The organism is Streptomyces sp. NPDC049040, from assembly GCF_043197715.1.
GTDB lineage: Bacteria > Actinomycetota > Actinomycetes > Streptomycetales > Streptomycetaceae > Actinacidiphila.
In genome coordinates this window covers 40822-60198 of the sequence record NZ_JBICTO010000030.1, presented here as the reverse complement: position 1 = coordinate 60198, position 19377 = coordinate 40822, and the positions used below count along the sequence as shown (strand labels likewise).

General features: G+C 71.5%; 14 protein-coding genes. 8 read left to right on the top strand and 6 right to left on the bottom strand.

The annotated features are described in order from the left end of the window. Positions 1-413: 413 nt before the first annotated feature. Both ACGFMP_RS36010 and ACGFMP_RS36005 read right to left on the bottom strand, forming a co-directional pair. Complete coding sequence (locus ACGFMP_RS36010; protein ID WP_393678142.1) at positions 414-848, bottom strand: universal stress protein; 435 nt, start codon at positions 846-848, stop codon at positions 414-416. A gap of 172 nt (positions 849-1020) precedes the next feature. Then, entirely contained in the window at positions 1021-1269 is a 249-nt protein-coding gene (locus ACGFMP_RS36005; RefSeq protein ID WP_393678140.1) for a DUF6480 family protein, read from the bottom strand. A 232-nt stretch (positions 1270-1501) separates the two neighbouring features. On the opposite strand from ACGFMP_RS36005, the gene ACGFMP_RS36000 reads away from it, so the two are divergent. Further along, positions 1502-2632 carry a peptidoglycan-binding protein gene (locus tag ACGFMP_RS36000; RefSeq protein ID WP_393678138.1) on the top strand — a complete coding sequence of 377 codons (1131 nt, stop codon included), beginning with the start codon at positions 1502-1504 and terminating at the stop codon, positions 2630-2632. A gap of 57 nt (positions 2633-2689) precedes the next feature. Here the strand turns inward: ACGFMP_RS36000 and ACGFMP_RS35995 are convergent, their stop codons facing one another. Continuing rightward, entirely contained in the window at positions 2690-5137 is a 2448-nt protein-coding gene (locus ACGFMP_RS35995; RefSeq protein WP_393678136.1) for a polysaccharide lyase family 4 protein, read from the bottom strand. Positions 5138-5567: 430 nt separating this feature from the next. Beyond that, positions 5568-6413, bottom strand: a complete 846-nt coding sequence (locus ACGFMP_RS35990; RefSeq protein ID WP_393678134.1) for an NAD-dependent epimerase/dehydratase family protein — start codon at positions 6411-6413, stop codon at positions 5568-5570. A gap of 658 nt (positions 6414-7071) precedes the next feature. On the opposite strand from ACGFMP_RS35990, the gene ACGFMP_RS35985 reads away from it, so the two are divergent. From ACGFMP_RS35985 to ACGFMP_RS35960, 6 genes are all read left to right on the top strand, one after another. Then, a complete protein-coding gene (locus ACGFMP_RS35985) occupies positions 7072-8217 on the top strand; it encodes an enolase C-terminal domain-like protein (protein WP_393678132.1) in 1146 nt (381 codons plus the stop codon). Between the two features lie 178 nt (positions 8218-8395). Beyond that, positions 8396-9706, top strand: a complete 1311-nt coding sequence (locus ACGFMP_RS35980) for an ABC transporter substrate-binding protein (protein WP_393678130.1) — start codon at positions 8396-8398, stop codon at positions 9704-9706. A gap of 45 nt (positions 9707-9751) precedes the next feature. Continuing rightward, a complete protein-coding gene (locus ACGFMP_RS35975; RefSeq protein WP_393678128.1) occupies positions 9752-10720 on the top strand; it encodes a carbohydrate ABC transporter permease in 969 nt (322 codons plus the stop codon). Next, positions 10717-11613: a carbohydrate ABC transporter permease gene (locus tag ACGFMP_RS35970; RefSeq protein WP_393678126.1), complete on the top strand. Its 897-nt coding sequence runs from the start codon at positions 10717-10719 to the stop codon at positions 11611-11613. The genes ACGFMP_RS35975 and ACGFMP_RS35970 overlap by 4 nt, the downstream gene beginning before the upstream one ends. Before the next feature lie 4 nt (positions 11614-11617). Next, positions 11618-12292 (top strand): DUF624 domain-containing protein, encoded by a 675-nt coding sequence (locus ACGFMP_RS35965; RefSeq protein ID WP_393678125.1) that lies wholly within the window; start codon positions 11618-11620, stop codon positions 12290-12292. Continuing rightward, positions 12285-13418 carry a Gfo/Idh/MocA family protein gene (locus tag ACGFMP_RS35960; RefSeq protein ID WP_393678123.1) on the top strand — a complete coding sequence of 378 codons (1134 nt, stop codon included), beginning with the start codon at positions 12285-12287 and terminating at the stop codon, positions 13416-13418. Before ACGFMP_RS35965 ends, ACGFMP_RS35960 begins: the two co-directional genes overlap by 8 nt. A 39-nt stretch (positions 13419-13457) precedes the next feature. On the opposite strand, the gene ACGFMP_RS35955 is transcribed toward ACGFMP_RS35960, so the two are convergent. Further along, on the bottom strand, positions 13458-14075 hold the full coding sequence (locus tag ACGFMP_RS35955; protein ID WP_393678121.1) for a sigma-70 family RNA polymerase sigma factor: 618 nt from the start codon (positions 14073-14075) through the stop codon (positions 13458-13460). Positions 14076-14149: 74 nt separating this feature from the next. On the opposite strand from ACGFMP_RS35955, the gene ACGFMP_RS35950 reads away from it, so the two are divergent. Next, positions 14150-14983: an alpha/beta fold hydrolase gene (locus ACGFMP_RS35950; RefSeq protein WP_393678148.1), complete on the top strand. Its 834-nt coding sequence runs from the start codon at positions 14150-14152 to the stop codon at positions 14981-14983. A gap of 86 nt (positions 14984-15069) precedes the next feature. On the opposite strand, the gene ACGFMP_RS35945 is transcribed toward ACGFMP_RS35950, so the two are convergent. Then, on the bottom strand, positions 15070-19158 hold the full coding sequence (locus ACGFMP_RS35945) for a beta-galactosidase (RefSeq protein ID WP_393678146.1): 4089 nt from the start codon (positions 19156-19158) through the stop codon (positions 15070-15072). Positions 19159-19377 lie beyond the last annotated feature (219 nt).

Genomic DNA, 19377 nt, shown 5'->3' with positions numbered 1-19377 from the left:
ATGGGGCAGCGGGCAGGGTCGGGGCCTGGACCGGCCGCCAGGCGGGGTCGGGGGCTGAAGCGCGCCGGGGCTGGACCGGCCGCCGGGCGGGGTCGAGGGCTGGACCGGCCACCGAGCGGGGTCGGGGCCGGAACCGGCCGCCGGACCGGGCCTGCACCGGGGCCGGGATGGGGCAGCGGGCAGGGTCGGGGCCTGGACCGGCCGCCAGGCGGGGTCGGGGGCTGAAGCGCGCCGGGGCTGGACCGGCCGCCGGGCGGGGTCGGGGCCTGGACCGGCCGCCGGGGGGCGGGGTCGGGGACCGCGTCCACCGCGGCCCGGCGATAGGTCCCGGCCCCGGGCATGGCGGTGCCCCGATGGACGGATCCATCGGGGCACGGTCATGAGTGGCTCTCCGGCCTGATCGGCCGGCCGGATCAGGCCTCGGCGCGGACCAGCAGCACCGAGACGGGCGAGGCCTTCGCGACGCCGCGGCTGACGCTGGTGTGCAGCAGGGCGGAGATACCGCTGTAGTGGCCGGGGCCCACGGCGATGAGGTCGCTGCCGAGGGCCTGCGCCCGCTCGACCAGGATGCCGGCCAGGTCCTCGCGCAGCCCCTCGTCCACCTCGCCGTCCGCGCTGACCCCGTCGGCCCGCAGCCGGGCGAGTGCCTCGTCGACGACCCGGCGGCCCTCGGCGGCCTCCTCGGAGGTGTAGACGCCGCCAGAGATCCCGTCGGTGATGACCTGGGAGGGCCTGACGTGGATGACGTGGACCGCCGCGCCGGTGAGCCCGGCGAGTGAGGCCACGGTGTCCAGCACCCCTGCGCCGTGAGCGCTGCCGTCGACGGCGGCCAGGATGTTCTTGTACATGGGTTCGACTTCCTTGTCAGAAGGGGCCCCAGGGGTCCGCGGCCCGCCGTCATGGGACAGCAGCCGGGCGTCTTGATCAATTCCCTGGCCGGGGGTGATGAGCACCACCCTCGGGGTCGGCCCGTTCCCGACCCGGGCTTCGCGACAGGAAGTCACGCGCGGCCACACGGCGTCACAGCATGAGTTCGATCGCCATCCCGAGCGCCCCGGCGGCGAAGATGCCGACGATGAGCATGATGGCGATGATCGGGGCCGCGCCCCAGCCGCGGCCGAGGGGGCCGCGCTCCGGGCCGTCGAGCGAGGAGACCCCGGAATCGGCGGGCGAGGTGTGGCTGGCCGCCGGTACCACGTCCTCGGGGACGCTCAGCCCCTCGTCCGGCAGGTGCGGGTTCGGTGACCGTACTGGGTGGGTGACCGCCATGGCGGGCCTCCGGATGTCGGCCGGGAAAATCCGTGCCCACCTCGGCTACCCGATCCGCCCGCGGCGATGCGCGGCCCGGCGGCAGCACCCGGCGGCGGACGCAAAGGGGATCTTCCCCGCAAGCAGGCCGCATTCTTGAGAAGTTTCTGGCTGGGAGTCAGCAAGCTCCATATTCTCCGGTAGTCATCGGCAGCCGGAAACGCTGCCGCCCCTTGCGCGATGCGGAGTATGCATGGCCTTGCACGAGCACGAGGTGGATCGCCGAACGCTGTTCAGGGTCGGACTGGGAACCGCGGTCGCCGCGGTCGTCGGCACCGAACTCGCCCTCCCCGGCTCCGCCCAGGCGGCGCCCTCCCCCGAGTTCCCCTGGATCATCGACTGCGACAGCTGGGGCGCCCGGCCGCCGTCCAGCACGATTCAGATCACCGGCAACACGACGAACAAGATCATCCTGCACCACATGGCATTCCCCAACGTCACCGACTACTCCCGTGAGCACGCCGTGCAGCTGGCCAAGGACTGCCAGGACCTGCACATGGACGGAAACGGCTGGGCGGACACCGGCCAGCACTTCACCGTCAGCCGGGGCGGCTACGTGATGGAGGGCAGGCACCGCAGCCTGGAGACGCTGGTCGCCGGCGAGCACCAGGTCGTGTCGGCCCACTGCCCCGGTGAGAACGGCAATGCCATCGGCATCGAGAACGAGGGCACCTACATCACCGAGACGCCGCCCGAGGCGCTGCTCGACTCGCTCGTGCAGCTGTGTGTCGCGGTGTGCCGCCAGTTCGACCTCAACGCCTGGGACATCTTCGGCCACTGGGACTTCCGGATCACCGACTGCCCCGGCATCGCCTTCTACGCGCAGTTCCCGATGATCCGCACGCGGGTGCTGCACGCGATGGGCGTCAAGCCCTCCGCCGCGCCGCAACGGCGGTGGCCGGACATCTGGCGCTTCGTCGACAGCCCCGTCGTCCAGGTGGGACAGTACCTGCTCGACAACGCCGGGTACGCGCTGACCGCGAACGGCGTCTTCGGCCTCGACATGAACGCCGCGCTCGCCGACTTCCAGACCAGGAGCGGCATCCCGGTGACGCCCGACGCCACCTTCGACACCGCCACCTGGGAGGCGCTGGCCCCGCGCCTGGACAAGCACGCCAGCGGCCTGCCGGTCACCGCACTCCAGTTCATGCTGGCCCGCAAGGGCTACCAGGAGGTGACCGCGAGCGGGGAGTTCGACCACCCGACGATGAAGGCCGTCCAGTCCATGCAGCACCTGCACGGCCTCACCCCTGACGGCAAGGTCGATCTCAGCACCTGGTGCGCCGTGGTCGGCGGCTCGGTGCGGGAGGCGTTCTGCCGCTGAGCGGGTGGCCGCCGGGTGGCCCCGTCAGGTCCTGACGGGGCCACCCGGCGGCGCGGCTCAGTGCCCAGGCCGGCCGGCCGCGGTGGTGCGGGTGCGGCCGCCGTCGGCGGTGATGCCGAACTCCAGCGCCCCTGAGCCGCCTGGCGGGCGGCTGCCGTGCGTCCGCACGGTCACCGACGCGGATCCGCCGGGCGGGATGGAGGCGGCCACCGGCACCGGGAAGGCATTGGGGTCGGCCCCGTCCACCGCGGGGCGCTCGTCCGCCCCGTGCCGCCCGCCGGACCAGTCGACCGCGTCGAGGCGCACGTCATGGGCGGGGCCCGAGCCGTGGTTGGCGACCTCCACCCGCCAGCTGCTGGTGCCGCGCGACGTGCCAAGACCGGTCACCTTGCCGGTCAGCCGGGCCGGCCTGGCCGGCTGCGTGCCGTCCACCTCGAGGACGATGGTGTCCCACCCGAATCCGCCGGACGGCGGGTTCGGCTGCGGGGTGCCGGACGCGCCGCCGTCGCCGGTGGTGAAGGTGATGGTGTTGTCCCCCGCGGTCAGCAGCGAGGCGGGGAAGGTCAGCACCGCGAGCCGCGGGTAGCCGCTGCGGTCGGCCTGCCGGGCGATGGTGGAGTCGTTGTGGTTCGGCAGCGAGCCGACGACGCCTGCGGCTGTGCCGTTGACCGTGACCACGGGCGGCTTGCCCGACTGCATGGAGGAGGACACCGTCAGGTGGGCGGTGCCGTCCAGCGGCGCGTCCAGCGGGAAGTGCACGGTCCAGACCCCTGAGCCGACCTGGGCGTAGTACCAGCTCTCGGGCTCCCAGTCCTTGCCGATGGTGAAGGAGAGGTTCAGCGGGATCTGTCCCGGCTTGAAGTAGTCGCGCGGGCTGGGCCTGACCGGCGACTTGGTGGCGAGCGCGAACTCCCCGCCGGTGCGGTCGGCCCTGCCGATCTGCCACAGGAAGGTGGAGTGCCCGACCGGGGACCAGGTGATCGTGCCGAGGTTCTGCTTGCGCCCGCGCACCGAGACACCGGTCTGCTTGTACTGGTCGGTGATCGAGCCGTCGGCGGCGAAGACGTAGAGGGTGTACGTGCCGGCCTCGGTGGTACCCGGCTGCCAGGCGGGCGGCACGCCGGGGATGGTGAAGTTGCCGTTCTCGTCGGTCTTCACGAAGTACGTCGCCTCGTGGATGGTGTAGACGTCGTCGACGTCCTGCGTGCTGAGCAGCGCCCACAGGCCGGCGGCCGGGCGGCCGTCGGCGATGCGGATCCTGCCGGTGACGGTGGTCCGCTGCTCCGGGGCCGGGTACAGCGGGTCGCTGACCCACGCGGATCCGGCGCGGTTCTCCTCGATCTCCTGCCGGGCGACGCGGGCGGCCTCGTCGATCACGTCGTCCGGCCTGTCCGGGTCGCCGACCGTGACGTAGTTGAACCACGGCCCGTACAGCCGCCGGTAGCCCGCGGGCAGGTTGTAGCCGGGCAGGCCGTAGTGGTTGGGCGAGAAGTAGTTGAGGATCAGCGCGTCCTGGTGGATCGCCAGGTCCTGGCGCTGCGGCCCGACGCCGTAGAAGCCCGCGAGGGTCTGGTCGGACACTCCGCCCAGCGGGGTGAACCACACGCCGAAGCCGTTGCCGAAGTGGCCGAACATCGGGTTCTCGTAGTGGTAGAGGCTCCAGTCGTACTTCGTGTAGACGTCGCCCGCCTTCGTGCCGCCCGCGTTGCTCTCAGGGGACGGCAGGTCGGGGTTGTTGACGCCGTCCACCAGCCAGGTCTCGTCCCCGACGCTCTTCTGGGTGGCGAGATAGGCGTACGTGGGCTGCTGGCCCTTGCCGCGCTCCCAGTTGTAGCAGTGGTCGAGGAGGCTGCGGTCCCAGCGGGTGTTCATCCGGATCTCGTTGATCGCGGTCGCCGCGGTGGCGCTGAGGATGTTGTAGCCGTACAGGCCGCGCTTGCCGGTCCGCATGACCAGGTGGTGCTCGTGGCGCAGCGGCGCGCTCGTCAGGTCGACGAACGCGACCTCCACCAGGTCGCGGGTCACCCGCACGACCCTGACCTCGCCGCAGACGAGGCGGGACTTGCCGCCCCCGGCGTCCACGTAGAAGGAGTGCTGCCGGTCGGGGTCGCGGGGGTCGACGCCGTTGAGGTTGTGCGCCAGTTCGGTGCCGTCGACCACCACGGAGGTGGCCGTGATCGACGTGTCGGTCCAGCCGGTGACGACTCCCCCGGCCGCGTCGTCCCGGCCGAAGGTGAAGCGCACCAGGCCGTTGTCCAGGACGACCTCCTCGGCCTCGGCCGGGAAGGCGTAGCTGCCGACCTCGGCGGGCTTGCCGTTGACCAGCAGCGTCACCCGGTCACCGTGCCCGGCGCCGTGGCCCGCGTTGTGTGCCGCGGCGGCCGCCGCCTGCCCGGCGGGCTCCGCGGACGCGGTGCCCTCGCCGGCCAGGACGGTCGCGGCGGCGCCTGCACCGATGAGACCGAGCGTGGATCGACGAGTCAGTTGGCTTTCTTGCCAGGACATCAAGGCTCCTCATGCTGCAAGGACGATGGGAACTCGAAGGGCAGGGCGTCGACCCCGGTAGGGGCGCACGGCGGCGCGGGGCACGGCTCTGCCACGATCGCCGGATTCGGCGATTGAAACGTAGCAAGCGCTTTCAGGCGACCAAGCTAGCGAGTGGGTCCACGGAAGGGAAGAGGCGTGCCGCAAGATCGATCGACCGGCGCGGCCCGGCACCTCCGCGGACGACGCCGGCGGCGGGGTCGCGGCAGGCAGCCGACCACGGTCGCCCCAAAGCCCAGGTCAGATGGCCTTCTTGCGCGCCGCACCGCGCGCCCGCGCGAGCGGAGGGGGTGAATCCGCTCCGCGCCCGGCACGGCGGCAGCCGCGCTCGCAGCGATGCGGAGCGGACCCGAGGGACCTGAAATTTATTGAATCGGTTGAAGTCCGCGGTCTACCGCGGACCCTCCGCGGTGCACGGCGTCCCCGCAGCGGGCGCGGCGGGGAAGGAGCCGCCGACGGTCTCGCCGCGCGGATCGGGCGCCGCATCGGCTCCGGCGAGGGCCGGGGCGAACACCTCGGCGTCGTCGCGGGGGTGGTAGCCGAGCGCGTCACCGCCCTCGGCCGACCACCAGCGCCGGGTGTTCGCCGACACGCCCCACACCGGCCTGCAGCCGGTGACCGGTGCCCGCAGCGTGGCCTCCACCAGCCGGCAGAAGTCGGCGGGCGACAGCCAGGTCGAGAGCATCCGGGGCGAGGTCGGCCGCTCGAAGCAGGAACCGATCCGCAGCAGCACCACCTCGATCCCGTACCGGTCGGCGTAGAAGCCGCCGAGCGCCTCCATCGCCGCCTTGGTCACCCCGTACAGCGAGTCGGGGCGGCATTCGACGTCGTCGGGCAGCAGCCCCGCGGGAGGCCTGGGGTGGAAGCCCACCGCGTGGTTGCTGCCGGCGAGCAGGACCCGGCGGACTCCTGCTCCTGCGGCGGCGTCCAGCAGGTTCCTGGTGCCGCCGACGTTGACCGGGATCAGCAGGTCGCGGGTCGCGGCGACGTTGTTGGAGACGCCGCCCAGGTGGAGGATCGCGTCCACGCCTTCGCAGGCGGCGGCGGTCGCCGCCGGATCGGTGACGTCCAGCTCCCGCCGTTCGGTGCCGGGCGCCTCCCCCGGCCCCCGGCCGGCGCCCGCGGCGGGCGGCACCGTGACGTCCGTCAGCCGCAGCGTCCAGCCCTCGGGCGGGCGGCGCTGCAGGAATCCGCCCAGCAGCCCGGCGGCTCCGGTGACCAGCAGGGTGCGTCGCATGGTCCGACCTCTTTCTTGTGGTGCGGGTGTGGCGGTGGAGGCTGCCGGGTTTTCCTGACGGTCCGGACGCCGCCGGGCCGGCCGCCGCGGTCCCCCGGCGACGGTCCGTCACGGTCCGGCGCGCGCCCGGGTTCCCGGGAACCCGCCCCCGGCGGCGCCCCCGATGCCGCGCGTGGGCCGTACTCGGGCCGGGACGAACGCGCCCCGGACGGAGGGCCGGAAGCGGCGGACCAGCCACGACGGGGACGGCGGCACGCCGCCGGCGCGGGTGGCGGCGCCCCGGTTGCGGGGACCGGACCACCCGTCGGTGAACAGCCTCTGCATCGATTCATAGCGCATCGATACGTTCGCACACCGGTGGATCCGGTTCGCGTCGAGGTCCGGTCGGCGCGCGCCACCGCCCGGCAACCGCATCAACCCAGCCTGCGCGGCCTACGCCCCGGTCAGACGGCAGTCGGCGAGTACGGATACCAGACACCCGGATCCTGTCGCACCTCTCGACGTAAGGGGCTCGTCCGTTGCAAAATCGATTCAACGCAGCCTATTGACGTTGCCGACGGAGTCCCCGTAGCGTCCCAACGCATCTAGAGCGATGAACTACGTTCACATGGACGAAATGAGGGGCGCTATGGTGTCCGGTATAGCTCCCACCCAGGTCGTGGCTGTATCAGCCCAGCTGTTCCGTACGACGACCAAGTTGGCGATCGACTCCGATGGGCACGCTCACCCCGGTGACCAGCGGAGCGTGAACCGGGTCCTGCTCACCCTCACCGACAGCGAGGGGAACCAGGGCCGTTGCCTGGCCGACGCGGCCCACGTCGGCGAGGACCAGCTGGGCAGGCACGTACGCCCGGTGCTGCTCGGTCAGGACCCCTTCGACCGCGCCCGGCTGTGGCAGGAACTCGCGCGCCGGCAGCGCGGCAGCGCGGGCACGCTGAACGACCGCACGCTCGCCGCGGTGGAACAGGCCCTGTGGGACCTGGCGGGGCGCCGCCTCGGGCTCCCGGTGTGGAAGCTGCTCGGCGGCATGCGCGACCGGGTCCCCGCGTACGGCAGCACGATGTGCGGCGACGAGATCCCTGGCGGCCTGGCCACCCCCGAGGACTACGCCGCGTTCGCGGAGAAACTGGTCGCGGACGGCTACCACGCCATCAAGCTGCACACCTGGATGCCGCCGGTGTCCTTCGCGCCCAGCGTGGCGATGGACATCAGGGCCTGCGCCGCGGTCCGCGAGGCGGTCGGCCCGGACGTGCCGCTGATGCTCGACGCGAACCACTGGTACAGCAGGGCCGACGCGCTCGAACTGGGCCGCGCGCTCGACCGGCTGGGCTTCCACTGGTTCGAGGAGCCGATGGAGGAGCACTCCACCCAGTCCTACCGCTGGCTCGCCGAGCAGTTGGACACGCTCGTCATCGGCCCGGAGAGCATCGAGGGCAGGCTCCAGGCCAGAGCCGAGTGGATCATGGCCGGCGCCTGCGACATCCTCAGGATCGGGGTGCACACCGCGGGCGGGATCGGCCCCGCGCTCAAGACCGTGCAGCTCGCCGAGGCCTTCGGCATGGACTGCGAGATGCACGGCGGCGGCGCGGGCACGCTCGCCGTGCTGGGCGCGGTGTCCAACAGCCGCTGGTACGAGCGCGGCCTGCTGCACCCCTTCCACGACTTCGACGAGGTGCCGCCGCACCTGACCCGGGCCACCGACCCGATCGACGCCGAGGGATACGTCCACCTCAGCGAGGAACCCGGCCTCGGCGAAAGCCTCGACCTCGACTACATCGAGGCGGAAACGGTCAGGGCGTGGTGACCATCCCCTGCTGAACCCGCACGGCCGCCGGTGCGGCCGATCCCACCGCCGCCCGCGGTGCAAGCGCTTACCACCACTGCACGGCACCGCCGCCGCGAACCGACCGCGGGACCTACGGCAGTGGTACCCCCGATCGACTCGTATCCGTCATCCCAGCATTTCGAGAAAGGCACCTCCCATGAGATCCCGTACCGCCGCCGCGCGCCTCCGCCCGGTCCAGATCACCGCCGTCGCCGCCGCAGTGGTCGCCTCGCTGTCGCTCACCGCGTGCGGTGGTGGTTCCGGCGGCTCGGACGGCTCCGGCGGCAAGGTCAAGCTCTCCTTCTCCTGGTGGGGCGACGCCTCCCGCGCCAAGGCCACGCAGGACGCCATCGCGGCCTTCGAGAAGGCCAACCCGACCATCACCGTCAGCACCCAGTACGCCACCTTCGGGCCGTACAACCAGAAGCTCGCCACCCAGATCGCCGGCGGCGGGGCGCCCGACCTCATGCAGATCGACTGGGGCAACCAGAGCCAGTACGCGCAGAGCAACACCCTGCTCGACCTGGCCACCGGCCCCGGCACCACCGACATCTCCGGGCTCGACCCGAAGTTCGCCGGCAGCGGCAAGGACGGGGCCAAGCAGGTCGCGATCCCGTTCGGCCAGGCCACCCAGAGCATCGTCGTGGACGTCACCAAGCTCGAAGCGCTCGGCGTGGCCGTGCCGAAGGCCGGCTGGACGTGGGACGACGTGGCCGCGTACGGCGCCGAGGTGCACGACAAGTCCAAGGGGAAGCTGTACGGCATCACCGACCCCGGCACCACCTGGGCGGCCTTCCAGTCCTGGCTGCTCCAGAACGGCAAGCAGCTCTACACCCCTGACGGGAAGCTCGGGTTCACCAAGGACGACCTCACGACCTTCTGGACGTACTGCGACAACCTGCGCAAGTCCGGTGCTGCGACGGCGGCGAACCTGACCGCCACGCTCACCAACGGACCCGCCGAGGACCCGCTGGCCAAGGGCACCGCGGCCGCCGAGTGGGACTACGACAGCATCTACGCCAGCCACGCGGCGGCGACCAAGGACAAGCTGGCGCTGGTGCCGCTGCCCTCGGTGGGCGGCCAGACCGGGATGTACGCCAAGCCCTCGATGCTGCTGTCGGTCTACGCCAAGTCCAAGCACCCGAAGGAGGCCGCGAAGCTGCTCAGCTTCCTGGTCAACGACCCGGCGGCGGGCGCGGCGCTCGGCACCAGCCGCGGGCTCTTCCCGAACATCGCGGTGCGCAAGCAGCTGGCGGCCACCGCCACGGGCAACGACAAGGTCGTCGCCGACTTCGAGGCGGCCAACGCCTCGCAGCTGAGCGCCACCCCGACCGCCCCGCCGAAGGGCGACGGCCAGCTGATCACCCTGATGCAGCGGATCTACGGCGGTGTCAGCTTCGGCCAGCAGAGCCCGGCGGACGGCGCGGGGTCCTTCATGCAGCAGGCCGAGCAGATCCTCGGCAGCTGACGGCTCTCCGGCCAAGGCCCGAGTGGAACAAGGAGGAGGAAGCTGGTGAGTTCGACGGCCAGGCTTGACAGGCAGGCACCGGCGTCGCCGACGCCTGCGAGGGAACACCGCACGATACGGAAGCAGAGCTTCGCCGATCGAACCGCCGGTTATGTATTTCTGCTGCCCTGGCTCGCCGGGATCGCGATCTTCACTATCGGGCCGCTGGTGTATTCGCTGTACCTTTCGTTCACCGACTACGACCTGCTGCAGTCGCCGAAGTGGGTCGGCTTCGCGAACTACCATCAGATGTTCTCGGCCGACCCGCGGTTCATGCACTCGGTCCGCGTCACCCTGATCTACGTGGTCGTGGTGACGCCGGTGAAGCTGGCGCTCGCGTTGGCCGTGGCGATGCTGCTGAACCGCAAGCGGCGCGGTATCGGCATGTACCGCTCGCTGTTCTACCTGCCCTCGCTGCTCGGCACGAGCGTGGCCGTGGCCCTGGTGTGGCGCTCGCTGTTCTCGCAGGGCGGCGCCGTGAGCAACGGTCTGGCCTCGCTCGGCCTGCCGAAGACCGACTTCATCAACGACCCGAGCTGGGCTCTGCCCGCGATCATCCTGCTGGCCTGCTGGCAGTTCGGGGCGCCGATGGTGATCTTCCTGGCCGGTCTCAAGCAGATCCCGTCCGAGCTGTACGACGCGGTGGACGTCGACGGCGCGAACAAGTGGGAGCGGTTCCGGCACATCACGCTGCCGATGCTGTCGCCGGTCATCTTCTTCAACGTGCTGCTGGAGACGATCAACTCGTTCCAGGCGTTCACCCCGGCGTTCGTGATCAGCGGCGGTACCGGCGGACCGGCGGACTCGACGCTCTTCTACACGCTGTACCTGTACCAGAAGGGCTTCACCGACTTCCAGTTCGGCTATGCGTCCGCCATGGCCTGGGTCCTGCTGGCGGCGGTCGCGGTACTGACCGCGCTGATGTTCAAGGTCTCCCGGGTCTGGGTCTTCTACGGGGATGGAGGAAACCGATGAGTGCTCGTACCGCAGCGGCGCTGCCCGGCAAGCCGGCCGCCGCACGCCGCGACCCGCGGCGGCGCACCGGCCGTACCGTGCTGTGGCACGTGGGGGTCGTCGCCATCGTCCTCGTGGTGATCTATCCCGTGCTCTGGATGCTGGGCACGTCCTTCAAGCCGGCCACGGAGATCGTGACGTCCAACCGGCCCTGGCCGCTGCACTGGACGCTGTCGAACTTCCCCGACGGCTGGCACGCCAACCCCGGTGTCACCTTCGGGAAGTTCTTCCTCAACTCCCTTTTCATATCGGTGCTCGCGGTGGTGGGCACCCTGGTGTCCTGCTCGTTCGCCGCGTACGCGTTCAGCAGGCTCGAATTCCGCGGGCGCTCCGTCCTGTTCGCCGGGATGGTGGTGACCATCCTGCTGCCCTACCACGTGCTGATCGTCCCGCAGTACGCGATCTTCAAGCAGTTCGGCTGGATCAACACCGATCTGCCGATCGTCGCGCCGAAGTTCCTCGCCACCGAGGCCTTCTTCATCTTCCTCATGGTCCAGTTCATGCGCGGGATCCCGCGGGAGATCGACGAGGCGGCCAGGATCGACGGCTGCGGACCGTACCGCACCTTCCTCTACATCCTGCTGCCGCTGACCCGGCCGGCGCTGATCACCAGCGCGATCTTCAGCTTCATCTGGACGTGGAACGACTTCTTCACGCAGCTGGTGTACCTCAACGACACGGACAAGTTCACCGTGCCGATCGGCCTGTCGCTCTTCGTCGACCAGACGGGTGCCACCTCCTACGGTCCGATGATGGCCATGTCGATCCTGGCGCTGCTGCCGGTGTTCCTGTTCTTCCTCGCCTTCCAGCGGCTGCTGGTCGACGGGGCCACGTCGAGCGGTCTGAAGGGATGAGGCGATGAAGCCGATGGCCGTCCAACGAACGGCGCAGGCGCGCCGCAGGGCCCAGCGGCCGGGCTGGGCGCTGAGTCCGGAAAGAGGCGAGCAGGTCAGGACGGCGGCCGAGACGATGGCCGTCGGGGCGCTCTTCCTGCTGTTCTCGCTGCCGGTCGTCACGGCCGGCGCCGCCTGGTGCGCGGCCGCCGAGGTGGTCGCGGGCTGGCACCGCAAGCGCGAGCTGCCGCTGCTGCGCACGTTCGCCGCCGTGGTGCGCCGCGACCTTGCGGCGGGCCTCGTGGTGGAGGGCGCGCTGCTCGCGGTGGGCGCGCTGACCTGGTTCGAGGTCCATGTGGTGCTGGGCGCCCGGATGCCCGGATACCCGGTCGAGGCGGCGGCGCTGGCGCTGCTCGGCGGGCTCGCCGGCGGCTCCGTGCTGCTGGTGGTCGCCTGCCGGGCCGGCGCGGAGCGGTCCTGGCGGGACGCGGTCCGCGACGCCGCGGGCCACGCCAGGTCGATGCCGTCGACCCTGCCCCTGGTGGTGACCGCGATGGCCTTCACCGCGGTGCTCATCGCGATCGTCCCGGCCTTCGCCGGCTTCATGGCGGGACCGCTGGCCTTCGCCGTCTCGGCCGTCGTCACCCGCAACCGCAACGCGGGCCTGCCCGCCGGCCACCCGGAGGCGTCCGATGCCTGAGTCAGCCACCCGCGACCTGCGGGACCGGCCGGTGCGGGTCGCGATCGCCGGCACCGGCGCCATCGCGCGGGAGGCCCACCTCCCGGCGTACCGGGCGCTGGGCGGCGAGGTGGAGGTGGTCGCGGCCTTCGACATCGACGAGGCGGCCTGCCGCTCCTTCTGCGCCGACGGTGCGGTGCCGTACGCGTACACCGACCTCGGCAAGCTGCTCGCCGAGCAGCGGCCCGACCTGGTGAGCATCTGCACGCCGCCGGCGGTCCACCGCGAGCAGACCGTGGCGGCGCTGGGCGCGGGGGCCTGGGTGTGGTGCGAGAAGCCGCCGTGCCGCTCGCTCGAGGAGTACGCGGCGATGGAGGCGGCCGAGGGCGGTGACGGGGGCGACCACGGGGGCCCGTTCGCCTCGATCGTCTTCCAGCACCGGTTCGGCTCTGGTGCCGACCGCATCCGCGCGCTGATCGCCGACCGGGCGATGGGCCGGCCGCTGGTCGCGCACTGCCAGACGACCTGGTTCCGCGGCGCCGACTACTACCAGGTGCCCTGGCGCGGCAACTGGGCCGCCGAGGGCGGTGGCCCCACCATGGGCCACGGCATCCACCAGATGGACCTGCTGCTCGACCTGCTCGGGCCCTGGTCGCAGGTGCGTGCCATGACCGGCCGGTTGGTCCACGACGTGGAGACCGAGGACGTGTCCACCGCGCTGGTCCGCTTCGAGAGCGGCGCGATGGCCACCGTGGTGAACAGCGTGGTCAGCCCGCACCAGCTGAGCCGGATCCGGATCGACTGCGAGCGGGCCACCGTCGAGCTCAGCCACCTCTACCAGCACGCCAACGACGACTGGCGCATCACCCCCGCGCCCGGCGTCGCGCTCGACGAGCTGGCCGGGTGGCGCGACATGGGCGAGAACGTGCCCAGCTCCCATCTGGCGCAGCTGCGGCCGCTGATCGCGGACCTGCGGGCCGGGCGGCGGCCGCGGGCCAGCGGGGCCGACGGGCGCACCAGCCTCGAACTCGTGGCGGCGCTCTACAAGTCCGCCTTCACCGACACCACGGTCATGGCCGGCGAGATCGGTCCCGGTGACCCTTTCCATGCCGCCATGAACGGCGGCGCGGCCGGCCGGGGTCTGTGAGGAAACCGGGCGCGGCGCGGCGGGCCGCCGCGCTCCCCGCTACCGGCGGTGCGGATCCCGGCCCGGCTCGGCGAGCCGGTCGCGCTGGATCTGGCGGGCCAGGGCGCGGCGCACCGAGGCCGGTGCGGCGGGGGCGGCAGGAGGAGCTGCGGGGTCGTCGAGGCCGCGGCTGATCGCGTCGTACGCGGCCCGGTGGGCGCCGGTCAGTTCGGCGCGCCGCAGCCGCAGGTCCTCCTCGACGAGGCGGCGCAACTCGTCGACATGGCGCGGGGTGAAGTGCTTCCGTCCCCGGGCGAGTTCATCGACGTACCGCGCGCAGGCGGCACCCTCGCAGGTGCCGGCGATCTCCTCGGCGAGCGCCCACAGCCGCCCTTCGAGCCAGGGCGCGTCGGGCTGGTCGAGGTCGAGCACCACCGGGGGCAGCGGCTCCTCCGTCCTGTGCTTGGCCACCTGCTTGGACACGGCGGGCTGGCTCATGTCGGTGAGCCGGGCGATCCGGTCCTGGGTCCAGCCGAAGCCGGTGAAGACCCGGATCATCTCGGTCCGCAGCTTCCGCATCTCCTCGCCCGCCCGGATGACGTCGTTCATGTCGGCGAGCATCCGGGCGGCCTGCTCCTCGGTCAGCGTCTCGGGTGTCCGGTGCATGTCCTCTGCCATAGCTCGGTTGTATACCCCAGCAGCTGACTATAACTGGGTTGTACAACCTGGTTATGAATGCCAGACTGCGGGCCATGCCCACCTTCTCCGCGCCCGACGGGACCCGGCTCGCCTACCGCGTGACCGGCGAGGGGACCCCCCTCGTCTGCTTCCCCGGCGGTCCCACCGACGCCGGCTACCTCGGTGACCTCGGCGGCCTCTCGGCCCACCACCGGCTGATCCTCCTCGACCCGCGCGGCACCGGCGGGTCCGCCGTCCCCGAGGACACCTCCTCCTACCGCAGCGACCGCCAGGTCGAGGACATCGAGGCGCTGCGCACCCATCTCGGCCTGCCGGCCATGGACCTGCTGGCGCACTCGGCCGGCACGAACACCGCGATCCAGTACGCGGCCCGCCACCCCGACCGGCTCCGCAGGCTCGCCCTGATCGGCCCCAGCACCAGGGCCGTCGGCATCCCCGTCCCCGGGGGGACGCGGCGGGACCTCGCCCGGCTCCGCGCGCACGAGCCCTGGTTCGCGGCGGCGTTCGGCGCGCTGGAGGCGCTCACCGAGGGGACGGGCACCGACGCCGACGCCGCGGCCGTCGCCCCCTTCTTCCACGGCCGCTGGGACGCCGCCGCCCGCCGGCACCACGAGGCGAGCCGCCCGGCGAACCAGGAGGCCGTCGCCCTCTTCGGCGCCGGGGACGCCTTCACCCCGCACGCCACCCGCGCCGCCCTGGCCGCCTTCCCCTCCCCCGCGCTGCTGCTGACGGGCGAGTACGACCTGAACAGCCCCCCGCAGCCGACCGCGGAGATCGCCGCCCTCTTCCCCCGCGCCACCCTGGCCGTCCAGGCGGGCGCCGGGCACCATCCCTGGATCGACGACCCGGCCCGCTTCACCGCGGAGGTCGCGGCCTTCCTCGCCTGAGCACAGGCGGAACGCCGACGGGCCGGCAGGGAAGTCCTCCCCTGCCGGCCCGTCGTCTGATGCGGAGCCGTTCGGTGCGGAGCCGGTCAGCCCTGACCGCAGGTCAGGGTCGGCGCCCCCCAGTCGCCGTGGTCGTTGCCGTTGCCGTCGCCCGCGTCGCCGACCTTGAGGTCGAGCACCTGCGCGCCGGTGACGTCGACGTCGATCGGCACAGCCGCCTGCTTGCCGCGGATCGTCTGGGTGGTGACCAGGGTCCTGCCGTCGGCGACCACGGAGAAGGTGACCGTCCCGGCGCCGCCGGTCTCGTCGTCGACACCCACGTGGGCGGTCAGCCGGGTGCAGGTTCCCCCGAGGTAGAGCTGCACGTCGCTGACCGAGTTGGTGCCCAGGCCCTTGGCGTATCCGGTACCGGCGATGCTGATCGCACGGCCGTCACCCGCCGCCTGGTTCCCGACGCTGGCGTCGCGCTCCACCGGGCCCCATCCGTTGGTGGACGACAGGAACGGCAGGTCGCTCACCGCGTTGTCACCCGCTGCCGGTGCCGGTGGGATCGCCCCGACGACGCGCTCGTCGGCGGCGGTGGCCTTGTGGCCGCGCTGCACGTAGTGCGCCGTGGCGGTCAGGACAGAGGCCGAGGCGAGCGTCCCGGAGGGCGGCTGGACCGTCCAGTGGAATTCGGCCGAACCGCCGGGCCGTATGCGGTCCACGGAACGCGGCTGCGCGGCGGTCGCGGTCCAGCCCTCCGGCAGCGCGAGCGAAGCCGACACCGCGGTGGCCTGCGGCCGGCCCGCGGGGACGCTGACGGTCGCCGAGGCCGTGAAGGCCTTGCCGGACTGCACCGTGCCGGGCACGTCGAGGGTGACGCCGGCGTCCGGCGCGGCCGGCATCGCGTAGGTCTTGCGGTCGTAGCCGGGGCTGGTGTTCTGCGCGACCTGCAGCGACGAGGCGTAGCTGCCGTAGTTCGTCAGTTCCACCTTGCCGAGCCCGCCGGTGCTGCCGTCCAGATTCCACACGGCGATGGCGACGGTGTTGTGCCCGTTGGGGTCGAGGATGCCGTTCGGCACCGGGAAGGTGTGCTGCGGGCCCAGGTAGTTGACGTAGTTGCCGACCTGCCAGCCGTTCACGAAGATCGTGGCGCGGTACTTGCGCGACGGGTCGTCGGTGAACGTCAGGCCGAGCGAGGTGTCCTGGCCGCGCGGCAGGTCGAGTTTGACGTCGGTGCGGTACCAGGACACGCCGGGCCGGGTGTCGTCGGTCGGCAGGGACACCTTGTCCCAGCCGCCGTCGGGGTAGCCGGGCAGGTCCCAGCCGGCCCGCTCACCGTAGAGGCCGCCGTTCGCGAGCGGGCCGCGGACGGTGTCGAGCAGGTCCTCGCCGCCGCGGACGCCCTGGAGCCGCCAGGTGACCGGGGTGAGCGGCGCTCCGACGAGCGACGCGCTGGTCAGCCCGCGTGCGGTCTTGTTGCCGTTCGAGGAGTTGTAGTCCTCCTCGTGGCCCATGTTGACGGTGAGGACGGACACCACGTTGTCGCCGGTCGGCTTCACCGAGCCCGCCGGGAAGGTGAAGTCGGCGCTGCCGGTGGTGGAGCTGCCCAGGAAGGTGCCGTTGAGCCAGGCGGAGAAGGCCTGCGCCTTGCCGCCCGAGTCCGAGACCAGGTGGATGCCGGTCGCGCCGCCGTCGGCGCGGAAGCGGCCGCGGTACCAGGTGTTGCCGGTGTGGAAGCCGTAGTCGTCGGCGTAGAGCACCGGCAGCGAGTTGACGCCGGAGGAGCTGTTGGTGGTCGACTTGTCGGCAACCTGCCAGGCGGAGTCGTCGAAGCCGGCCGCGGCCTCAGGGGACTCCTCCTGGTGCTTCCAGTTCGTCAGCGCCGGCAGCTTCACGGGGGCGGCGACGGGTATCCGGCCGGTGAGGCTGCCGGTCGCGGAGGACTTGGTGTCCAGCGTGCGGCCGTTCCAGCTGACGCGGTCGGCGGAGGTGAACACCTCGATGCCGTTGTCGTCGGCGTTGTCGCCGGTGAGTGCCACGGTACGGCCGTGGTCCTGGCTGGTCGCGGTCCGCAGCAGGTGGGTGCCGCGCACCAGGACAGGACCGGTCGATGTGTCCTGCCGCCAGAAGGTCTCGGCCGTCGCCTTGTCACCGACGAGCAGCAGCTGCGGGCGTGAGCCGCCGCCGCTGACGGCGATCCGGATCAGGCCCTGGTGCTTGTAGTTCAGCCGCAGGTCGCCGGTGGCCGCGTCCCAGGTCGTGTCGACCTGCCCGCCGCTGCTGGTGACGGTCGGCTGGGTGGCGTAGTGCAGGACGGTCTCGCCGTCGCTGCCGGCGTCGCCGTAGAGCACGGAGACGTCCCGCTTGCCGATGGTCGCGGTGGTCATGATCTCGGAGGTGGAGTACTGGAGCTGGGAGTCCCCGAGCTTGTAGTTCGCCACGATGACGTGCGAGTCGCGCCCGTCGAGGGTGATCGCGGTGCCCGGCTGCTGCGGCACGACGGGGTAGGTCGCCGTCGCGGTCTCGGCCGTCGGCACATCGATGGCGTCGATGGAGACGAAGTTGTCCGTGGACGCCGAGCTGTGGGTGCCGGTGACGACGATCTTCAGGGTGTGCGCACCGGGTGCGAGGCCGGTCTTCTGGAAGACCACCGCCTGGCTCTCGCCGCCGGAGTCGTCGACCGTGGCGACCTTGGCGCCGTCGAGGTAGACGTCGGCGTAGCCGTGGTTGTTTGTCTTCGGGCCGATCCAGCGGATCGCGGTGCCGTCGAAGGGGACGGTGACGGAGTCGCCGGCGACGTTGGAGAACGACTCGTTCTTCTTGTAGTCCCCGCCGGTGTAGCTCTGGCCCGACACGTGCGACCAGGCGCCGGTGTACTGGAGCGTGGCGTCGGCGTCGTCCCAGGTGTAGCTGGCGTCACCGGCCGGCTGCGCGTTGAAGTCCAGCGCGATGTGGGTCTTGTCGACCGCCGTGGAGGTGGAGTTGCCGTGCCGCAGGACGTGGAACTGCGTCTTGGTGTCGGGATTCATCCGCGCGGTGTCGACCACGGCGCTGTCGTCCGGCGCCGCCGCCTTGATCGCGTCGGTCTTGGTCAGCGGGGCGACCGACTGGGTGAAGTACCCGATCAGCTTGTCCTCGTCGTACTTCGGGTCGAGCTCGCGATTCTCGCGGATCGCGGCCCCGTAGTCGTAGGAGGTGTAGTTCTCCGGCATGCCGAGCCAGCCCCAGTTGGTGCCGCCGTAGGTCATGTAGAAGCTCTGGGCGGTGGCGCCGACGGCGATGTTCTGCTTGTAGAAGACGTCGGCGAACTGGTCGTTGATCAGCTGCGCGCACTTGTCGTATCCCGGGCCGCCCCAGGGGTCGAAGGCGCCGCCCTGGAACTCCGGTGTGTAGAGCGGCTTTCCCGCCGGGTGGTCGTAGCTGATGTCGGGGACGCCGTTCCACTGCGTGGGGTTCGAGCAGTTGAACCCCTGCGGGTAGGAGTCCGGCCCGTCCACGGCGAGTGCCCCGTCACCGGAGTTGAAGGTGCCGTTGTTGTTGCCGGTGAGCGGGACAGTGATGCCGTCGGCGGTGGCCTTGTCCTCCAGGTGCTTCATGTAGGCGCGGGCGGAGGCCGAGCCGTTGTAGTACTCGTTCTCGACCTGGTAGGCGATCACCGAGCCGGTGCCGTTGGTCACCTGGTGGCGCGCGATGATCCGGTCGATCTGCGTCAGCCACTCGTCGGCGTACTTCAGGAACTTCGGGTCGTCGGTGCGGTTCTTCTCGTCCTTGGTGGTCAGCCACCCGGGCAGGCCGCCGCTGTCGACCTCGGCGTTGATGTACGGCGCGGGGCGGGCGATCACGTACAGCCCGGCCTGCTCGGCCATGTCGAGCAGCTTGTCCACGTCGCGGACGCCGCTGAAGTCGTAGACCCCCGGCGCCGGCGAGTGGTAGTCCCAGTCGAAGTAGAGGGAGGTGGCGTTGAAGCCGGCCGCCTTCATCTTCTGGAAGATGTCCAGCCACAGGTCGGGGCTGGGGAGCCGGAAGTAGTGGAACTCGCCGGACCACAGGTAGGTGCGCTGCCCGTCGACGAGGAACGAGTAGCCGTCGAAGGTCACCGTCCGCGGCTTGTGGGCGGCCGCGGGCGCCGCTGCCGAGGACACCGCAGCGGTGTCCACCGTGCGGGCGGCCGCCACCGCGGGCGCGGTCATGCCCGCGGAAAGGGCGATGGCCATGCCCGCGGCGACGCCGGCCCCCCACCATCGCCGTCGGCGGCCGGCCCCCGCCGCCGCGGAACCGTTCTGATGTCTTTGCACTGCCGCCTCCACACTGCCCCGATGAGCCAACTACTCCAAACAGATTCAATCGGAGTCGAACAATAGGAGGGGGCGGGGAGTCACACAATAGTGCGGACGAAGATCACCGCAACC